Source organism: Pseudomonas sp. NFPP12 (genome assembly GCF_900103205.1).
Lineage (GTDB): Bacteria > Pseudomonadota > Gammaproteobacteria > Pseudomonadales > Pseudomonadaceae > Aquipseudomonas > Aquipseudomonas protegens.
Window position 1 is genome coordinate 1,481,451 of the sequence record NZ_FMWW01000001.1, and the last position, 17,907, is coordinate 1,499,357.

General features: G+C 64.2%; 15 protein-coding genes. 10 read left to right on the forward strand and 5 right to left on the reverse strand.

All coding sequences use genetic code 11. From position 1 onward, the window contains the following. Positions 1–211: 211 nt before the first annotated feature. The 3 genes from hydA to preA all read left to right on the forward strand — a co-directional run bounded on the left by hydA (position 212) and on the right by preA (position 4,512). Positions 212–1,651 carry a dihydropyrimidinase gene (gene hydA / locus BLS75_RS06350; RefSeq protein WP_072442236.1) on the forward strand — a complete coding sequence of 480 codons (1,440 nt, stop codon included), beginning with the start codon at positions 212–214 and terminating at the stop codon, positions 1,649–1,651. A 218-nt stretch (positions 1,652–1,869) separates the two neighbouring features. Next, complete coding sequence (locus BLS75_RS06355) at positions 1,870–3,237, forward strand: NAD(P)-dependent oxidoreductase (protein ID WP_176876710.1); 1,368 nt, start codon at positions 1,870–1,872, stop codon at positions 3,235–3,237. Continuing rightward, positions 3,238–4,512: an NAD-dependent dihydropyrimidine dehydrogenase subunit PreA gene (gene preA, locus BLS75_RS06360; protein ID WP_072452291.1), complete on the forward strand. Its 1,275-nt coding sequence runs from the start codon at positions 3,238–3,240 to the stop codon at positions 4,510–4,512. 178 nt (positions 4,513–4,690) lie between these two features. Here preA and BLS75_RS06365 read toward each other — a convergent pair whose 3' ends face one another. Next, positions 4,691–5,311 (reverse strand): TetR/AcrR family transcriptional regulator, encoded by a 621-nt coding sequence (locus tag BLS75_RS06365; RefSeq protein WP_011060841.1) that lies wholly within the window; start codon positions 5,309–5,311, stop codon positions 4,691–4,693. 264 nt (positions 5,312–5,575) lie between these two features. Between BLS75_RS06365 and BLS75_RS06370 the strand changes: the two genes are divergently transcribed. From BLS75_RS06370 to copD, 3 genes are read left to right on the forward strand one after another with little or no spacing between them, the layout of a single operon-like run. Further along, on the forward strand, positions 5,576–6,010 hold the full coding sequence (locus BLS75_RS06370) for a GNAT family N-acetyltransferase (RefSeq protein ID WP_011060840.1): 435 nt from the start codon (positions 5,576–5,578) through the stop codon (positions 6,008–6,010). Between the two features lie 29 nt (positions 6,011–6,039). Then, entirely contained in the window at positions 6,040–6,408 is a 369-nt protein-coding gene (gene copC, locus BLS75_RS06375; protein WP_011060839.1) for a copper homeostasis periplasmic binding protein CopC, read from the forward strand. Between the two features lie 3 nt (positions 6,409–6,411). Next, entirely contained in the window at positions 6,412–7,287 is an 876-nt protein-coding gene (copD, locus tag BLS75_RS06380) for a copper homeostasis membrane protein CopD (protein WP_072452292.1), read from the forward strand. Between the two features lie 225 nt (positions 7,288–7,512). On the opposite strand, the gene BLS75_RS06385 is transcribed toward copD, so the two are convergent. Beyond that, positions 7,513–8,637 carry an HlyD family secretion protein gene (locus BLS75_RS06385; protein WP_019094312.1) on the reverse strand — a complete coding sequence of 375 codons (1,125 nt, stop codon included), beginning with the start codon at positions 8,635–8,637 and terminating at the stop codon, positions 7,513–7,515. Next, complete coding sequence (locus BLS75_RS06390; protein ID WP_011060836.1) at positions 8,634–10,295, reverse strand: MFS transporter; 1,662 nt, start codon at positions 10,293–10,295, stop codon at positions 8,634–8,636. Before BLS75_RS06390 ends, BLS75_RS06385 begins: the two co-directional genes overlap by 4 nt. Positions 10,296–10,503: 208 nt before the next feature. Between BLS75_RS06390 and dapF the strand changes: the two genes are divergently transcribed. Then, positions 10,504–11,298 (forward strand): diaminopimelate epimerase, encoded by a 795-nt coding sequence (dapF, locus tag BLS75_RS06395; protein ID WP_072452293.1) that lies wholly within the window; start codon positions 10,504–10,506, stop codon positions 11,296–11,298. 15 nt (positions 11,299–11,313) lie between these two features. Here dapF and BLS75_RS06400 read toward each other — a convergent pair whose 3' ends face one another. After that, positions 11,314–12,798, reverse strand: a complete 1,485-nt coding sequence (locus BLS75_RS06400) for a DASS family sodium-coupled anion symporter (RefSeq protein ID WP_011060834.1) — start codon at positions 12,796–12,798, stop codon at positions 11,314–11,316. Between the two features lie 247 nt (positions 12,799–13,045). Between BLS75_RS06400 and BLS75_RS06405 the strand changes: the two genes are divergently transcribed. Beyond that, entirely contained in the window at positions 13,046–14,668 is a 1,623-nt protein-coding gene (locus tag BLS75_RS06405; RefSeq protein WP_011060833.1) for a methyl-accepting chemotaxis protein, read from the forward strand. A 117-nt stretch (positions 14,669–14,785) separates the two neighbouring features. Continuing rightward, positions 14,786–15,982, forward strand: a complete 1,197-nt coding sequence (locus tag BLS75_RS06410; RefSeq protein ID WP_072452457.1) for a cyclic di-GMP phosphodiesterase — start codon at positions 14,786–14,788, stop codon at positions 15,980–15,982. 3 nt (positions 15,983–15,985) lie between these two features. Here the strand turns inward: BLS75_RS06410 and bkdR are convergent, their stop codons facing one another. Continuing rightward, a complete protein-coding gene (gene bkdR / locus BLS75_RS06415) occupies positions 15,986–16,474 on the reverse strand; it encodes a Bkd operon transcriptional regulator BkdR (RefSeq protein ID WP_011060831.1) in 489 nt (162 codons plus the stop codon). A gap of 196 nt (positions 16,475–16,670) precedes the next feature. On the opposite strand from bkdR, the gene BLS75_RS06420 reads away from it, so the two are divergent. Further along, entirely contained in the window at positions 16,671–17,906 is a 1,236-nt protein-coding gene (locus tag BLS75_RS06420) for a 3-methyl-2-oxobutanoate dehydrogenase (2-methylpropanoyl-transferring) subunit alpha (RefSeq protein WP_065363800.1), read from the forward strand. Position 17,907 lies beyond the last annotated feature (1 nt).

Sequence of the window (17,907 nt, forward strand, 5' to 3'; positions counted from 1 at the left end):
AGGCTGCACCATTTTGCAGATTTGAACTTTTAATCGTTATATTTCAACAAGTTATATTTAATATAAGCTTATAAAAAATATTCTTGATGTTTCTTTGAAGTGCGACTAGCTTCTAATCCTGTCACCGATGACAGGATTGTTTAAGTTATCAGTGCGTTCAATAAAAAAGTTAGAACCGGCACAAGTCGGTCATGCCTGCGAGGAACTCGGAATGTCTCTGTTGATCCGTGGCGCCACCGTTATTACCCATGATGAAAGTTATAAGGCCGATGTGCTCTGCGCAGACGGTCTAATTCGCGCCATCGGCAACAATCTGGATATTCCCGTCGGTTGCGAAGTGCTCGATGGCAGCGGCCAATACTTGATGCCCGGCGGCATCGACCCCCATACCCACATGCAGCTGCCCTTCATGGGCACCGTGGCCAGCGAAGACTTCTTCAGCGGCACGGCGGCGGGCCTGGCGGGGGGCACCACCTCGATCATCGACTTCGTGATTCCCAACCCCCAGCAGTCGTTGCTGGAGGCCTTCCAGCAGTGGCGCGGCTGGGCGGAAAAATCCGCCAGCGACTACGGCTTCCACGTGGCCATTACCTGGTGGAGCGAGCAGGTGCGCGAGGAAATGGCCGAGCTGGTGCAGCACCACGGCATCAACAGCTTCAAGCACTTCATGGCCTACAAGAACGCCATCATGGCCGCCGACGACACCCTGGTGGCGAGCTTCGAGCGCTGCCTGGAACTGGGGGCAGTACCCACGGTGCACGCTGAAAACGGCGAGCTGGTGTATCACCTGCAACGCAAGCTGCTGGCCCAAGGCATTACCGGGCCGGAAGCCCACCCGTTGTCGCGGCCTTCGCAAGTCGAAGGCGAAGCCGCCAGCCGGGCCATTCGCATCGCCGAGACCCTGGGCACGCCGCTGTACCTGGTGCACGTCTCGACCCAGGAAGCCCTGGACGAAATCAGCTACGCCCGAGGCAAGGGCCAGCCGGTCTACGGTGAAGTGCTGGCCGGACACCTGCTACTGGACGACAGCGTGTACCGCGATCCGGATTGGCAAACCGCCGCCGGCTACGTGATGAGCCCGCCCTTCCGCCCCCGTGGCCATCAGGAGGCCCTGTGGCGCGGCCTGCAATCGGGCAACCTGCACACCACCGCCACCGACCACTGCTGCTTCTGCGCCGAACAGAAAGCCGCCGGCCGCGACGACTTCAGCAAGATCCCCAACGGCACCGCCGGCATCGAGGACCGCATGGCCGTGCTCTGGGATGAAGGGGTGAACAGCGGGCGCCTGTCGATGCAGGAATTCGTCGCCCTGACCTCCACCAACACCGCGAAGATCTTCAACCTCTACCCGCGCAAGGGCGCGATCCGCGTCGGCGCCGATGCCGACCTGGTGCTCTGGGACCCGCAAGGCACGCGCACCATTTCCGCCAAGACCCACCACCAGCAGGTGGACTTCAACATCTTCGAGGGCAAGACCGTGCGCGGCGTGCCCAGCCACACCATCAGCCAGGGCAAGCTGGTGTGGGCCGACGGCGACCTGCGGGCCGAACGCGGCGCCGGGCGCTACATCGAGCGCCCGGCCTACCCGGCGGTGTTCGACCTCTTGAGCAAGCGCGCCGAGCGGCACAAGCCGACGGCGGTTAAACGCTGAGACCGGGGGGGGCGTTGCCCCCCTATCGCGAGCAAGCTCGCTCCTACAGAAACCCATGCCCCCTGTAGGAGCTGGCTTGCCAGCGAAGGCGCCCGCAAATCCCTTGTAAGAGTCAAAGGCCTATTCGCCGGCAAGCCGGCTCCTACGGATATGGGTGATCCCAGCTATAGAAAATGCCCGTCAGAGGCAACCAAGAAACGAACCGTGAGGCCAAAACCGTGATCAAGACCTTGAACCACTTGCCCCACCCGACCCTGGACAACGCCACCCTGGCCGGCCACTTCAGCGACCTGGCGCCGCCACTCAACGCCCGCCAGGCCCACCTGGAAGCTTCGCGCTGCCTGTATTGCTACGACGCGCCCTGCGTCAACGCCTGCCCCAGCGAGATCGACATTCCTTCGTTCATCCGCAATATCCACACCGACAACGTCCAGGGTGCGGCGCAGAAGATTCTCTCGGCCAATATCCTCGGCGGCAGCTGCGCCCGGGTCTGCCCCACGGAAATCCTCTGCCAGCAGGCCTGCGTGCGCAACAACGCCCAGGAATGCGCGCCGGTGCTGATCGGCCTGTTGCAGCGCTATGCCCTGGACAACGCGCACTTCACCCAGCACCCGTTCCAGCGCGCCGCGCCCACCGGCAAGCGCATTGCCGTGGTCGGCGCCGGCCCGGCGGGTTTGTCCTGCGCCCACCGCTGCGCCCTGCACGGCCATGACGTGGTGATTTTCGAAGCCCGGGACAAGGCCGGCGGCCTCAACGAATACGGGATCGCCAAGTACAAGCTGGTGGACGACTTCGCCCAGCAGGAGCTGGAATTTCTCCTCGGAGTGGGCGGCATCGAGATCCGCCACGGGCACAAGCTGGGCGCCAACCTGAGCCTGACCGAGCTGCACCAGCAGTTCGACGCGGTGTTCCTCGGCCTCGGGCTGGCCGCCAGCAAGCAACTGGGGCTGGAGCATGAAGACGCCCCCGGTCTGCTGGCCGCCACCGACTACATTCGCGAATTGCGCCAGGCCGACGACCTCAGCCAACTGCCCCTGGCCGAGCGCTGCATCGTGCTCGGCGCCGGCAACACCGCCATCGACATGGCGGTGCAGATGGCGCGCCTGGGTGCCAGTGACGTCAACCTGGTGTACCGCCGGGGCGTCGAGGACATGGGCGCCACCGAGCATGAACAGGACATCGCCAAGGCCAATCAGGTGCGCCTGCTGACCTGGGCCGCGCCGCAACAGGTGCTGCTGGATGACCAGGGCCGGGTGCGCGGCATGCGCTTCGCCCGTACCCGCATGGTGGAAGGTCGCCTGCAAACCACCGGCGACACCTTCGAACTGGCCGCCGATGCGATCTTCAAGGCCATCGGCCAGAGCTTCGACGCTACAGCCCTGAGCGACCCGCTGGCCCGGGAGCTGCAACGCAGCGGCGAACGTATCCAGGTGGACGAACACCTGCGCACCAGCATTCCTGGAGTCTACGCCGGCGGCGACTGCGTCAGCCTCGGCCAGGACCTCACCGTGCAGGCGGTACAACACGGCAAGCTGGCCGCAGAAGCCATGCATGCTCAACTCATGCTCAATGTGGAGGCTGCGTAAATGGCCGATCTGTCGATTGTCTTCGCCGGTATCAAGGCGCCCAACCCGTTCTGGCTGGCCTCCGCGCCGCCCACCGACAAGGCCTACAACGTGGTCCGCGCGTTCGAGGCCGGCTGGGGCGGCGTGGTCTGGAAAACCCTGGGTGAAGACCCGGCGGCGGTCAACGTGTCGTCGCGCTACTCCGCGCACTTCGGGCCCAACCGCGAGGTCATGGGGATCAACAACATCGAGCTGATCACCGACCGCTCCCTGGAGATCAACCTCAAGGAAATCACCCAGGTGAAGAAGGACTGGCCGGACCGGGCGCTGATCGTCTCGCTGATGGTGCCCTGCGTCGAAGAGTCGTGGAAAGCCATCCTGCCGCTGGTGGAAGCCACCGGTGCCGACGGCATCGAACTGAACTTCGGCTGCCCCCACGGCATGCCGGAACGGGGCATGGGCGCGGCGGTGGGCCAGGTGCCGGAGTATGTCGAGCAGGTGACCCGCTGGTGCAAGACCTACTGCTCGCTGCCGGTGATCGTCAAGCTGACGCCGAACATCACCGACATTCGCATGGCCGCCCGCGCCGCCCATCGTGGCGGGGCCGACGCGGTGTCGCTGATCAACACCATCAACTCCATCACCAGCGTCGACCTGGAGCGCATGGTGGCCCACCCGATGGTGGGCAGCCAGAGCACCCACGGCGGTTATTGCGGCTCGGCGGTCAAGCCGATCGCCCTGAACATGGTCGCGGAAATTGCCCGCGATCCGCAGACCCGCGGCCTGCCGATCTGCGGCATTGGCGGCATTGGCAACTGGCGCGACGCCGCCGAGTTCGTGGCCCTGGGCTGTGGCGCCGTGCAGGTGTGTACGGCGGCAATGCTGCATGGCTTTCGCATCGTCGAGGAAATGAAGGATGGGCTGTCGCGGTGGATGGACAGCCAGGGCTACCACAGCCTGCAGGACTTCTCCGGGCGCGCGGTGGGCAACACCACCGACTGGAAGTACCTGGACATCAACTACCAGGTGATCGCCAGGATCGACCAGCAGGCCTGCATTGGCTGCGGCCGCTGCCATATCGCCTGCGAAGACACCTCGCACCAGGCGATTGCCAGCCTCCGGCAAGCCGACGGCAGCCATGTATATGAAGTGATCGACGACGAATGCGTGGGCTGCAACCTGTGCCAGATCACCTGCCCGGTGCAGGACTGCATCGAGATGGTGCCCCAGGACACGGGCAAACCGTTCCTCGACTGGCTGCACGACCCGCGCAACCCCTACCGCGAAGCTGTTTGAGAGAGAGGCCTGCTCTTGCCGGCGAAGGTGGTCTTGCGGGCCTCTTCGTTGGCAAGCCAGCTCCTACGGCTGGCAGGAATATCGCGGGAGGTTCTGTAGGAGCCGACTTGCCGGCGAAGGCGGTCTTGCGGGCCCCTTCGCTGGCAAGCCAGCTCCTACGGGAAGCGGCGATGCAGGTTCAGGGTTCCAGCCCGATACCCCGCAGGATGACGCTGGTGACGGTCTGCACCGCCCGTTCGAATTGCAGGTCCGACAGGGGCTGGTGGTCGTTGAGGATCATCACTTGATGATCAAAGTCGGCGTAATGCTGGGTCGAGGCCCAGATCATGTACAGCAGGCTCGACGGCTCCACCGGCAGGATCCGCCCGTCCTCCACCCACTGGCGGATCTTCGCTTCCTTCATCTTCGCCCAGTCGTACAGGCTGGCATCCAGGGTCTCGCCCAGGGTCGGGGCGCCGTGCATGATTTCGTTGGCCCAGACCTTGGAGCCATAGGGCCGGCTGCGTGAATGCTGCATCTTGGCGCGGATGTAGCTGCTGAGCACCACCCGCGGGTCATCGAACATCTCGAAGCACAATGCGTCCTGTTTCCACACATCCAGCAGGTCCAGGAGCACAGCGCTGTACAGCTCGTTCTTGGTGCTGAAGTAGTAATGCAGGTTGGAGCGCGGCAGTTGCACTTCTTCGGCGATGTCGGCCATGGCGGTGCCGGCATAGCCCTTTTCAGCGAAGATTTTCTCGGCCCCCAGGAGGATCTTTTCCACGTTGCTGCGACGAATCTCGATCTTGTGATTGCCCATGAGGGCTCCTACGAAAACAGTCTGGGGCAAGACTAGCATCCGCCCGCCCGCTGCGGGGAGCTGTCAAGCCTGCGACATCGCCGGCCTGTGTCGGTCTTTCACCACCCGGCCATATTGGGTAGGATCGGCCTCCCGCTCATTTGCAGCAGCCACTGCGGTGCTCCGTCCAGGCGTTAATTCGCGACACGGGCATACAGGTCTCTGCCCGAATGCCGGCCCTGCACCATCGCCGGCCATCTGTCCTGTTACCGATGGAACATGCTCATGAAGATTCGCCCTCGCGTCGCTGCGGACGACGCCCTGCTGACCGCGCTCTGGGAGCGTTCGGTCCGCGCCACCCATGACTTTATCGCTGAAGACGATATCCAGCGCCTGTACCCGCTGGTACGCGACAGCTACCTGCCGGCCCTTGAGGCCTGGGTCTGGGAGAACCCCGACGCCAGCCCCGGCGGTTTTATCGCCACCAGCGACGACACGGTACAAATGCTGTTCATCGAACCGGCCCAACGGGGCCAGGGCATCGGTCGAAAGCTCCTGGATCACGTACGCCGTCCCGGCCTCAAGGTCGACGTCAACGAACAGAACCCCCAGGCCCATGGTTTCTACCGTCGCTACGGCTTCGTCGACTGCGGTCGTTCGGAAACCGACGGTGAAGGCCGGCCGTTTCCGATCATTCACATGCAGTTGCAAGACCAATGAGCCCCATTCTCTTTAAAGGTAAACCTGCCATGTCCCTGAAAAACCTCTTCACCACCACCGCCCTGCTGACTTCCCTGCTGGCCGCCAGTTCAGTGTTCGCCCACGCCCACCTGAAAAGCTCGACCCCGGCGGCCCAAGGCAGTGTCAGCGCGCCCAGCGAGCTGCGTCTTGTATTCACCGAAGGCGTGGAAGCGGCCTTCACCCAGGTCAAGCTGAGCAAGGACGGCGCCCCGGTGGAGGTCAAAAGCGTCGCCACCGAAGGCGCGGACAAGAAGACCCTGGTGGTCACCCCGGCCGCCACGCCGTTGCGCGCCGGCGAGTACAAGGTGGAATGGCACGCCGTGTCGGTGGATACCCACAAGAGCGAAGGCAGCTACAGCTTCAAGGTGAGCCAGTAATCCATGGCGTCATGGCTGGTGCTGTGCCGCTTCGTGCACTTTGCGGTGGTGTTGACCCTGGTCGGGGCCTGGGTGTTTCGCCCGCTGTTGCTGGGCCGAGATTCCGCGCAGAGCGGCCATGGCGCCGTGCATCGACAGCTCGATCGACTCAGCCGCTGGTTGACGCTGATCGGCCTGGCCAGCGGCCTGTGCTGGCTGCTGCTGATCACCGCCAGCATGGCCGGCTCCTGGTCGGCGGCGCTGGACCCGGCGACCGTGCAGTTGGTGCTGGGCAAGACCTTCTTCGGCCAGGTCTGGACCTGGCACCTGCTGCTCAACCTGCTGTTGCTGGGGCTGCTGCTGACCCCGCTGGGCCGGCGCCTGCCACTGCAACTGGGCCTGGGCGCCCTGCTCCTGGCAACCCTGGCTCCGGTGGGCCACGGCGCCATGCTCGATGGGTTGGCGGGGCAGATGCTGATCCTCAATCAGATCGTGCATTTAAGCTGCGTCGCCATCTGGTTGGGGGGCTTGCTGGTGTTGTTGCTGGTGTTGCGGCAATCCGCCGGGCTGTCTGTCGAGCCCTTGTTAAAGCGCTTCAGCGGCGTGGGTTATGGGCTGGTAACCGGCTTGCTGCTAACCGGCCTGATCAACGTGCGGGTGCTCACCGGGCAATGGTGGCCGACTCCATTGTTCAATGGTTTTGCCCTGATCCTGCTGATCAAGGTGCTGCTGGTGGCGGGGATGCTGGGGCTGGCGCTGTTCAACCGCCTGCGAATCCGCGGTTGCGACCAGCGCCTTGCCAGCCTGCGCAACAGCGTGCAGGTGGAATGGCTGCTGGGTGTGGCCGCAGTGGCGGCGGTCTCGTTGCTGGGCACCTTGCCGCCGATGCAGGCGGTCTAAACCTCAGCCTGTAGGAGCTGGCTTGCCAGCGAAAGCGTCGGCAGCATCGCTGCAAATCTTACGAACCGCTTCGCCGGCAAGCCGGCTCCTACGCAAAGCATCGAGCCTTGGGAAAACCCAGCCCTTGCAGGAGCTGGCTTGCCAGCGAAGGCGTTTGCAGCATCGGTGCAAATCTTGCCGGCCCCTTCGCCGGCAAGCCGGCTCCTACGTGAGGTGCTGTGTCGGCTATTGGCTGGTATCAATGCTGACCACCACCGACAACCCCGGGCGCAGGCGTTCAAGCTCTGGCTGGTCCGGGTCGACGGTGATCCGCACCGGCACCCGCTGGGCAATCTTGACGAAGTTGCCGGTGGCATTGTCGGCCTGCAGCAAGGCGAACTCGGAACCGGTGGCCGGGGAGATCCGCTGCACCTTGCCGGTGAATTTGCGGTGGTTCAGGGCGTCCACGGTAAAGCTCACCGGCTGCCCGACCCGGACGTTGTCCATCTGGGTTTCCTTCATGTTGGCAATCACCCACAGCTGGTTCGGCACCAGGGCCATGAGCTGGGCGCCGGAGTTGACGTAGGCCCCCAGGCGCACGCCGATCTGCCCCAGCTGGCCGTCCCGCGGGGCGAGGATGCGGGTGTTGGACAGGTCGATCCGCGCCAGTTCCACCGCGGCTTCGGCGCTGGCCACCGCCGCTTCCAGGGAGCCGCGGTTGACGATCACGGTCTGCAGGTCCTGGCGGGCTATTTCCAGTTGCGCCTGGGCCTGGGCCACGGCGGCCACGGTCTGGGCATTGGCCGCGCGGGTCACGTCCAGTTCACGCCGGGACACCGAGCCGTCGGCAATCAGTGCTTCGTTGCGTTGCAGGTCGGCCGCGCTCTTGCGCGCCTGGGCCTGGCTGTCGGCCAGGGCCGCCTGGCGCAGCTTGATGGTGGCTTCGGCGCTGTTGCGCTGTTGCAGGGCATTGGCCAGGGCCGCCTTCTGCACCGCCAGTTGCGCCAGGGACTGGTCCAGGCGCTGCTGGTAGATACGGTCGTCGAGGCGCACCAGCAGGTCGCCGGCCTTGACCTGCTGGAAGTCCTGCACCGGCACTTCGAACACGTAGCCACTGAGCTGCGGGCCGATGATGGTCACCTGCCCCCGCACCAGGGCGTTCTCGGTGCTTTCGATGGCGCTGGAGAAGGGTGGCAGTTGCCAGGCGTAGAGCACGATCAGCACACCGACGATGGCGATGGCGGCAAAGCCCAGGGACGAGATGATGCGCACCGCCAGCGGCCGTGGCTCGGTGGCCGGCATGGTCGGCGGGCCGCTGGGCTCGGGAGTCGAGGCAATGGCGTTGGTGGTGGGGTTGACGGTTTCGCTCATGAAGAAGAGGCACCACTTTGTTGAACGGGAGCCGGGGCGGCAGGCGCGACCGCTTGGGTCGTGCTCATCAGCCACAGGCTGCGAATGAATATCCAGATCATGGTCAGTACCGCAATCACCGCGATCAGCATGAATACATCGTTATAGGCCAGTACGTTGGCTTCGCGCGTGGCCGCGGTGGCCAGGCTGCGTATGCCTTGCAGGGTGCGCAGGTCCGGGTCGGCGATGACCTTGCCGTAGGCCGCCCCGCCGCTCTGTACCCGGGCCAGGACCTGGGGATCGAGCAGGGTCAACTGCTCGACGATATGGCTGGAATGGTACTTCTCGCGCACGATCTGGAAGGTCCCGAGCAAGGCCGAGCCGATCAGCCCGCCGAGGTTCTGGCAGATGCCGAACAGCACCGAGAAGCTCACCAGGTTGCGCGGGTTAGTCAGCACGTTGCGGGTGCCCAGGACCATGGTCGGGCCAAGAAAGAACGTACCGCCGAAGGCCAGCAGGAACTGGCTGAAGTACATGTTGGCCGGGCGCGTGAGGTTGCTCGAAAAGCTGTCCATTACCGACCCCACGGCCATAAGCGCCAGGGAAATGACCAGTGGCATCAGCAGGTGCGCCGGGTTGATGGTCAGGGCGCTGGTGGCCAGCCCGGCAATGCTGCCCAGCAGCATCACCCCGTAGAGCATGCGCATCTGCTGGCTGCTCATGTTCAGCGCCTGGAGAAAGCCTACGGCGCCGGTGGACTGTTCCGACAGCACCATGCGAATCAGTATCACTGCCAGGGCCAGGCGGATTATCGCCCCGCTGCCCAGCCAGCGGGTCATCAGCATCGGGTTGCTGCGGTTATGTTCGATGCACAGCCCCGCCATGATCAGCAGGATCGAGGCGGCGCTGGCGTAGCCGATCCACGGCGCCTCCAGCCACCAGTCGATGCGCCCCAGGGACAGCACCGCGCACAGCAGGGCCACGCCAGTGGCCAATAGGGCAAAGGTCAGGAAATCGAGTTTCTCGAAGGTACGGAAGCGATCCCCCGGCGGCAGCTTGAGCATGAACACGCAGCCCAGGGAGGTCAGCGCCAGGCCCAGTTCGAACAGGTACAGGCCGCGCCATTCGGCGATCTGCAGCAGGTCCTCGGAAAACAGCCGGGCCAGGGGCAAGGCCAGTTGCGAGGCGCCCAGCCCCAGCACCAGGGCCTTGAGCCGCCACTTCGCCGGGAAGGCCTGGACCATGTAGTACAGGCCCAGGGAGCTCAGCGCCGCGCCGACCATGCCGTGGGCCGCGCGCACGGCGATGGCCGAGCTCAGGTCGTTGACGAACAGGTGGCCGAAGGTCACCAGGGCGTAGAGCACCAGGAACACTTCGGTGAAGGCGCGCAGGCCGAACTGCTGGCGAAACTTCACCAGCAACAGGTTCATCGACACGTTGGTCATCACGTAGGCGGCCGGCAGCCAGGCCATTTCCGCGGTGGTCGCCCCCAGCGCCCCCTGCAGGTACGGCAGGTTGGCGATCACCAACGAGTTGCCCAGGCCACCGGTGATGGCCACCAGCAAGCCCACCAGCGCGTAGGCCAGGCGCTTGTGGGTAGGGTGCAACGGTGTCGAGGGAGAGCCGGGCAAGCTGGGCTTTTCGTGGGGCTGCCAGTTGCGCGGGGCGTAGTGATCCATGCCATGACCTTGTGCTGTGCCGGCCGCTGTTGCGGCGGTCGGCGATATTCCCGGTGGTCCGGCAGTGTGCCGGAAAATCCCGCCGCCCAGGCAATGCCCGGGCTTGCAGGATGAATTTTATTTTAAGGCGCTGGCGTCGGTGGCTTTTTTTCGGAATCCTGCATGCGCTGGCCCCCGCCCTTCCCTGCCCTCGCCTGTTGGAGCCCGAATGCCCCTGAACTTTGTGAAGATGCACGCCAATGGTGACGACTTCGTGCTGATCGATGCCCGTGGCCGCACCAACCCGATCACCCGCGAGCTGGCCAGGGCCCTGGGGGACCGCCGGCGTGGCATCGGTTTCAATCAGTTGGTGGTGCTCGGCGATTGCAGCGACAGCGCGGCGCAACTGACCTTCTTCAACGCCGATGGTTCCAGCCTGGACACCTGCGGCAGTGCCACCCGGGGCGCCGCCGACCTGCTGATGCAGGAAAGCGGCGTCACCTCGGTGCAGGTGAAAACCGCCCGCGGCCTGCAGCAATGCCTGCGCCTTGAGGATCGGTCGGTGTCGGTGGAAATGGGCCTGCCTTCGTTCGACTGGCAGTCCATCCCCCTGGTCCGAGAGCTGGACAGCCTGCACCTGCCACTGCCGGGAACACCGGCGGCGTGCAGCATGGGCAACCCCCATTGCAGTTTTTTCGTCGACGACCTGGCACCGCTGGACATTGCCACGCTGGGCCCACAGATCGAGAGCGACCCGCTATTTCCGCACAAGACCAATGTGCACTTCATCCAGGTGATCGACCGCCAGACCATCCGCCTGCGCATCTGGGAGCGCAATGGCGCCATCCCCCTGGGTTCCGGCTCCTGCTCCTGCGCAGCGGCAGTCAACGGCATCCGCCGCGGCCTGCTGGACAGCCCGGTGCAGGTGCTGTGCGATGGCGGGCCGGTGACGGTGAGCTGGGACGGCCAGGGCAAGGTGCGCCTGGCCGGCAGCGTGACCCGGGTGTTCAGCGGGTCACTGTGAAGGGATTTACTTTTCCTACATCCAGCCCAGCCATTTCCACCAGGTCATGGCGAACACCAGCATCAGCAGGTAGCCGATCAGCGTCACCAGCAGCCCGACCTTGGCGAACTGCCGGGCATTGAAGGTCTCGGTACCCAGGCAGACCATGTTCTGCGGCGCGTTGATCGGCAGGATGAAGCCGTAGCTGACCACAAAGCCCAGGAGCATGGTCATGCCCAGGCGGCTGAACTCACCCGGCAGGGTCTGCAGCACGGCGATCAGGATCGGCAGCAAGGCTGAAGTCAGCGCCGTGGCGCTGGCGAACCCCAGGTGGATGAGGATCAGGAACGCCGCGAGAATCGCGAACACCGCCAAAGGCCCCACCTGGTCCAGGCCGGTATGGGCCACCACCTGGCTCCCCAGCCATTGCCCGGCCTGGGTGCTGAGCAGCGCCGACCCCAGGCTGATGCCGACGCCGAAGACGATCACCGTGCCCCAGGGAATGCGCGACTGCACATCCTTCCAGGTCATGATGCCGATCCGCGGCAGCAGCAGTATCACCAGCCCGGCGTAGGTGGTGGTCGTGGTGTCGAAGGGGTGCAGCTTGCCTTCGGTGGACCAGGCCAACAACAGCAGCACCGACACCGTCAGCAGGCGTTTCTGCGGCCCGGTCATGGGCCCGATGTCCGCCAGGGACTGGGCCACCGCCTCCTTGCCGCCGGGAATGCTGTCGGTTTCAGGCGGCAGCAGTTTCAGCACCAGCCACAGCAGCACCAAAGACATGATCACCGCCCAGGGCGCCCCGGCGATCAGCCAGTCGAGCCAGGCCACGCGCTGGCCGAGCATCTTGTCCATGAAACCCACGGTCAGCAGGTTCTGCGCCGCGGCGGTCTGGATCCCGACGTTCCAGATGCTGGTGCCCTGGGCCACGACGATCATCAGCCCGGCGGCGATATTGGAACGCTTGTCGACGCCGAAGGCGGCAATCACTCCCATCATGATCGGCACCACGCAGGCACTGCGCGCGGTGGCGCTGGGCACCAGCAGGCTGAGGAGGATGGTCACGGCGATGGCGCCGATAAGGATGCGCCGGGTGCTGGTGCCGACCCGGGTCAGGGTCACCAGGGCGATGCGCCGGTCGAGGCCGGTGTGGGTCATGGCGGCGGCGATGAACAAGGCACCGGCCACCAGGGCCAGGGCCGAATTGGAGAACCCGGTCAGAGCCAGGCCGATGGCCGCCGAGCTGCCATAGAGCTGGCTCGGGTCCTGCAGGGTCGGCGCGGTGCCGATGAGGAAGGCCATCAAGGCGGTGATCATGATCGCGCTGGCCTCGTAGGACACCGCCTCGCTGATCCACACCACCACGGCAAAGGCCAGGATCGCCAGCATCCGGTGCCCCGCCACCGGCAGGTCGGCGGGCAGTGGCAACAGCAGCACGGCAACCATCGCCAGCACGGCGATCAGCAATCCAATCGGTAATACAGCCTTGGCCGTGGGCGCCGTTGTTTCAGGCTTGGTCATGGGCCTTTTCCTTTTCAATTGGACAGGCGCCGAGCATGGCGCAAAACCCCCGAAAGCGCCTTGATGAAGGTCAAGCACGGCGTCCTGCAAGGGCTCACGCTGTCTGCGGGCTGAACGGGAAAACACCCGTAGAAATATTTTTTTACATCTATGCAGATTTTTCACATCTTTGAGATCAGAGTGATATCAAGGCGACAAGGAGTCGAAACGTACTTGGCTGTATCACTCCAACCTGCAAGGTGCCTTTATGGTGACAAGAAACATGAAACTGACTTCCAGGGCGCTACTGAGTTTCGGCGCTATCTGTGTACTGCTGATTGGTCTGGGAGGGCTGGCACTGTGGAAAATGGGACAGATTCACGACGCGGCACTGGATCTGCAAACCAACTGGCTGCCCAGCGTCAGGCAAGCCACGAAAATCGAATCCGGCACCTTGCGCGTGCGCCTGGAAGCACTGCACTACGCCACTGAGAACGATGCCCAGAAAGCCGCTTCCCTGGACAAGCTGGGCACCCTGAAGGCCAGCCTGGCCCAGGCCATCAAGGATTACGAACCGCTGGTTTCCAGCGCCGAGGAAAAAACCACCTTTGATCAGGTCAAGCGCGGCGCCCAGGACTACCTGGACAAGCTGGCGGTGCTGATCGAGAACAGCAAGACCAACACTGCACAACAGACCAGCGACTACATCAACCAGGTCACCGTGCCCCTGGCCAACACCCTGCAGTCCGCCATCGAGGCACTGATCGCCATCAACGAAAACGGCGCCGAGCACTCCGCCAACCAGGCCGGCCAACAGTTCGACACCGGCCTGACTCTGACCTCGGTGATCATCGTCCTGGCGATTGTCCTGACGATCCTCATCGCCACCCTGTTCACCCGCAGCATCATCCGCCCGGTGCTGTCGCTGCTGGCCACCACCCAGAAGATCGCCGAGGGCGACTTGCGGGCCCAGGTGGACGTCAGCGGCCAGGACGAGCTGACCGACCTGCAGAAATCCACCCAGGCCATGCTCGACAGCCTGAAATCCACCATCCGCCACATCGCCGATTCGTCCACCCAGCTGGCTTCCGCGGCCGAGGAAATGAGCGCCATCACCCGCGAGTCCAACGCCGGCATCCAGCAACAGAGCATGGAGACCGACCAGGCCGCCACCGCGGTCAATGAAATGACCGCTGCGGTGGAGGAAGTAGCGCGCAACGCGGTGTCCGCCTCGCAATCCACCCAGGCCTCCGAGCGCTCGGCCGGGCTGGGCAAAGAGCGGGTCGAGCAGACCATCCACTCCATCGAGAAACTCACCGGCACCGTGGAACACACCCGGCTGGAAATGGCCGGCCTGGCCCAGCAGGCCCAGGACATCACCAAGGTCCTGGATGTGATCCGCGCCATTGCCGAGCAGACCAACCTGCTGGCCCTGAACGCCGCGATCGAGGCCGCCCGGGCCGGGGAACAGGGCCGCGGCTTCGCCGTGGTGGCCGATGAAGTGCGCGCCCTCGCCCACCGCACCCAGCTCTCGACCCAGGAGATCGAGCAGATGATCCAGGGCATCCAGAGCGGTTCGAGCAAGGCTATGCTGTCTATGCAGCAAAGCAGCGAGGACGCCAGCCAGACCCTGGCCATCGCCCACGAGGCCGGCGCCGCCATCGGTCATATCACCCAGGCCATCAGCGAAATCAACGAACGCAACCTGATGATCGCCACCGCCTCGGAGGAACAGGCCCAGGTGGCACGCTCGGTGGACCAGAACCTGATGAGCATCCGCGACCTGTCGCTGCAAAGCTCGTCCGCCGCCAGCCAGACTTCCATCGCCAGCAGTGAACTGTCGTCACTGGCGGTCAGTCTGAACAAACTGGTGGCACGCTTCTCCCTCTGACCGGGCGTGACCGGTCAAGCGGTTCAGGATAAGTAACGGCAAGGAGCGTTATCGATCAGCCAGCCCGGGCCGCCTCTTGGCGCCCGGGCCGGTCTGAATCAGGTGGGGGGCTCGACCGTGCTCAAACTCATTTCCGTGCAGCAGTTGCAGATGGGCATGTATATCCACCAGTTCTGCGGTTCGTGGCTGGACCATTCGTTCTGGAAAGCCGGCTTCGTGCTCAATAGCCACGCCGACTTGCAGCGCCTGCGCCAGTCCAATGTCAGCAGCCTGTGGATCGACTCGGACAAGGGCCTGGACCTGCCGGCGAACCCGCATCCCAGCGCGCCGGCCGCCCTGCCGTCGCTCAAGAGCGAAGCCCCGCTGCGGGTCGAGCGGGCCGAGGAAATCCAGCGTGCGCTGAAGATCTGCGCCCACTCCAAGAAGGCGGTGATGCAGATGTTCCAGGAGGTGCGCATGGGCCAGGCCATCGAGCTGGTCCAGGTGGACGAGCTGGTGCACAACATCTCCAGCTCGCTGCTGCGCCACCCCGACGTGCTGATCAGCCTGGCCCGGCTCAAGACCGCCGACGACTACACCTACATGCACTCGGTGGCGGTCTGCGCGCTGATGGTGGCGGTGGCCCGGCAACTGGAGCTGCCGGTGGAGCAGGTGCACCAGGCCGGAGTCGCCGGGCTGCTGCACGACATCGGCAAGCTGACCATCCCCGACAGCATCCTCAACAAACCGGAAAAACTCTCCGCCGACGAGTTCGAGCGGATCAAGCTGCACCCCGCCGCCGGTGGTGCCATCCTGCGCCAGAACCCGCAGTTGGACGCGCTGGTGCTGGATGTGTGCCTGCACCATCACGAAAAGATCGACGGCAGTGGCTACCCGCACCACCTGGCAGGGGAGCAGATCAGTCTGTTCGCACAGATGGGCGCGGTCTGCGACGTGTATGACGCCGTGACCTCGACCCGCCCCTACAACCGTGGCTGGGACCCGGCCGAAGCCTTGCAGCGCATGTCCGGCTGGACCGGGCATTTCGGCCCGCGGGTGTTGCAGGCCCTGGTCAAGTGCGTGGGCATCTACCCGGTGGGTTCCCTGGTGCGCCTGAACAGCGGCAAGCTGGCGGTGGTCCTGGAGCAGAACAGCGAGTCGCTGCTACTGCCCAAGGTCAAGGTGTTCTTTTCCACACGCTCGAAGATGCCCCTGCCGCAACGGGTCCTGGACCTTTCACGGCTGCAGGGCGAGGAACACATCGTCGCCCGGGAAGCGCAAGAGGCCTGGGACTTCAAGCAACTGCAACAGCTTTGGAGCGAGGTCCCGGCCTGAACCTCAGGTGCCCAGGGTCAGGCCGTTGGCCGGCAAGGGCAGCGCGGTCTTGTAGCGCACCTGCTTGAGGGCAAAGCTGGAACGGATATTGGCCACCCCGGGGACCTTGGTCAGGAAATCCATCATGAAGCGTTCCAGGGACTGGATGCTGGGCACCAGCACCCGGATCAGATAGTCCGGATCACCGGCCATCAGGTAGCACTCCATCACCTCCGGGCGGTCGGCGATGGCCTCCTCGAAGTGCTGCAGGGCCTCTTCCACCTGCTTCTCCAGGCTGACGTGGATGAACACATTGACGTGCAACCCCAACAGGTCGGCATCCAGCAGGGTCACCTGCTCGCGGATCAGCCCCAGCTCCTCCATGGCCTTGACCCGGTTGAAGCACGGGGTGGGAGAAAGATTCACCGAGCGGGCAAGGTCAGCGTTGGTGATGCGGGCATTCTCCTGAAGACTGTTGAGAATGCCGATATCGGTACGGTCCAGTTTGCGCATGAGACAAAACAACCTGTTTTTTATGTTTATGCAGATTTTTTATCTGCAAATACCGTCCAGCGCAATGAAACAGAGATAAATATTCTTCTACGCCCGGCCTATGATGTTTGTAGGACAAGATTTCTCTTACCCAGGGAATGACTGTCAGCTAGCGCGCCCAATTACAAGAAATCCACAAGATCGAGCGTAGAAAGCCATGACCCCAGCGTATGCACCGCTACGCCTGCACGTTCCCGAGCCCTCGGGGCGTCCCGGCTGCAAGACCGACTTCACCTACCTGCGTCTGAACGATGCCGGCCTGGCCCGCAAACCTCCTATCGATATCGAACCTGCCGACTGCGCCGACCTGGCCCGTGGCTTGATCCGCGTGCTCGACGATCAGGGCAACGCCCTGGGCGACTGGGCCGCGGACGTGCCTGTGGAGATCCTCCGCCAGGGCATGCGCGCCATGCTCAAGACGCGGATCTTCGACAACCGCATGGTGGTCGCCCAACGGCAGAAGAAGATGTCCTTCTATATGCAGAGCCTGGGCGAGGAAGCCATCGGCAGTGCCCAGGCCCTGGCGTTGAACATCGACGACATGTGCTTCCCCACCTACCGCCAGCAAAGCATCCTGATGGCCCGGGAAGTGCCGCTGGTGGAGATGATCTGCCAACTGCTGTCCAACGAGCGCGATCCGCTCAAGGGGCGCCAGTTGCCGATCATGTACTCGGTGAAGGAATCCGGGTTCTTTACTATCTCCGGCAACCTGGCGACCCAGTTCGTGCAGGGCGTGGGCTGGGGCATGGCCTCGGCGATCAAGGGCGATACCAAGATCGCCTCGGCCTGGATCGGCGACGGCGCCACCGCCGAGTCGGACTTCCACACCGCCCTGACCTTCGCCCACGTGTACCGCGCACCGGTGATCCTCAACGTGGTCAACAACCAGTGGGCGATCTCCACCTTCCAGGCCATCGCCGGCGGTGAAGCCACCACCTTCGCCGGACGCGGCGTGGGCTGCGGCATCGCTTCGCTGCGGGTCGACGGCAACGACTTCATCGCTGTCTACACCGCCTCGCGCTGGGCCGCCGAACGTGCCCGCCGCAACCTTGGCCCGACCCTGATCGAGTGGGTCACCTACCGCGCCGGCCCGCACTCCACCTCCGACGACCCGTCCAAGTACCGCCCGGCCGACGACTGGAGCCACTTCCCCCTGGGCGATCCGATTGCCCGCCTCAAGCAGCACCTGATCAAGATCGGCCAGTGGTCCGAAGAGGAACACGCCGCGGTCAGTGCCGAGCTGGAAGCCCAGGTCATCGCCGCCCAGAAGGAAGCCGAGCAGTACGGCACCCTCGCCGGCGGCCAGATCCCCAGCGCCGCGACCATGTTCGAGGATGTCTACAAGGACATGCCCGAGCACTTGAAACGCCAACGCCAGGAACTGGGGATCTGAA

Coding starts and splice junctions, on each gene's coding strand:
- BLS75_RS06390 (WP_011060836.1), bottom strand. CDS start 10,295: ATGGATCACTACGCCCCGCGCAACTGGCAGCCCCACGAAAAGCCCAGC.
- BLS75_RS06385 (WP_019094312.1), bottom strand. CDS start 8,637: ATGAGCGAAACCGTCAACCCCACCACCAACGCCATTGCCTCGACTCCC.
- copC (WP_011060839.1), top strand. CDS start 6,040: ATGTCCCTGAAAAACCTCTTCACCACCACCGCCCTGCTGACTTCCCTG.
- dapF (WP_072452293.1), top strand. CDS start 10,504: ATGCCCCTGAACTTTGTGAAGATGCACGCCAATGGTGACGACTTCGTG.
- BLS75_RS06370 (WP_011060840.1), top strand. CDS start 5,576: ATGAAGATTCGCCCTCGCGTCGCTGCGGACGACGCCCTGCTGACCGCG.
- BLS75_RS06405 (WP_011060833.1), top strand. CDS start 13,046: ATGGTGACAAGAAACATGAAACTGACTTCCAGGGCGCTACTGAGTTTC.
- BLS75_RS06420 (WP_065363800.1), top strand. CDS start 16,671: ATGACCCCAGCGTATGCACCGCTACGCCTGCACGTTCCCGAGCCCTCG.
- BLS75_RS06400 (WP_011060834.1), bottom strand. CDS start 12,798: ATGACCAAGCCTGAAACAACGGCGCCCACGGCCAAGGCTGTATTACCG.
- bkdR (WP_011060831.1), bottom strand. CDS start 16,474: ATGCGCAAACTGGACCGTACCGATATCGGCATTCTCAACAGTCTTCAG.
- hydA (WP_072442236.1), top strand. CDS start 212: ATGTCTCTGTTGATCCGTGGCGCCACCGTTATTACCCATGATGAAAGT.
- preA (WP_072452291.1), top strand. CDS start 3,238: ATGGCCGATCTGTCGATTGTCTTCGCCGGTATCAAGGCGCCCAACCCG.
- BLS75_RS06365 (WP_011060841.1), bottom strand. CDS start 5,311: ATGGGCAATCACAAGATCGAGATTCGTCGCAGCAACGTGGAAAAGATC.
- copD (WP_072452292.1), top strand. CDS start 6,412: ATGGCGTCATGGCTGGTGCTGTGCCGCTTCGTGCACTTTGCGGTGGTG.